Origin of the sequence: Pseudomonas sp. EL_65y_Pfl1_R83 (assembly GCF_963970695.1) — a bacterium.
In the GTDB taxonomy this organism is placed as follows: Bacteria; Pseudomonadota; Gammaproteobacteria; order Pseudomonadales; family Pseudomonadaceae; genus Aquipseudomonas; species Aquipseudomonas tritici.
Genome location: NZ_CAXAQI010000220.1, coordinates 1 through 536, shown reverse-complemented (window position 1 = coordinate 536; position 536 = coordinate 1). Strand labels below are relative to the sequence as shown.

The 536-nt window shown below is 61.0% G+C and carries 2 protein-coding genes; both read left to right on the top strand.

Going from position 1 to position 536, the window contains the following annotated elements:
• Positions 1-302, top strand: a 302-nt coding sequence (locus AACY08_RS28520) for a recombinase family protein (protein ID WP_339472444.1), incomplete at its 5' end; no start/stop codon positions are given.
• A gap of 10 nt (positions 303-312) precedes the next feature.
• Positions 313-536 (top strand): hypothetical protein (locus AACY08_RS28515; RefSeq protein ID WP_339472443.1); only part of this gene is annotated, 224 nt, incomplete at its 3' end.

Below are 536 nucleotides of genomic sequence, written 5' to 3'. Positions count from 1 at the left end.
CCGAGCAAATCGACACCACCACGTCGGGCGGGATGCTCGTGTTCAACATCTTCGGCTCGCTCGCCCAGTTCGAGCGCGACCTGATCCGCGAGCGCACCAACGCCGGATTGAAGGCTGCGCGGGAACGGGGGAGCCTTGGCGGTCGGCGTCCGGTCATCACGCCTGACAAATTACGTAAGGCGCGCAATCATATCGCGGCAGGGCTGACGGTTCGCGAAGCGGCCACGCGCCTCAAGGTCGGCAAAACCGCGCTCTACAAGGCGCTCGAAGGCACCGCTGCTAAAACCGCAGTCAAAGCATGAGGAAAGAGTGATGCACGAACGCGATCCCAACATCGTCACCTCGAGCCTGTCTGGTTTCGTCACCGAGCAGGGCGTCACCGTGAGAGTGAACATCATCCGGTTGGAAAATGAGCCGGGCTGGTCGCTTGAGGTCGAAAACGAGCATGGAACGTCTACGGTCTGGGACGACCTGTTCCCGACTGATGATGCCGCGCATGCCGCTTTCCGTCAGACCGTCGATGAAGAAGGTATGCG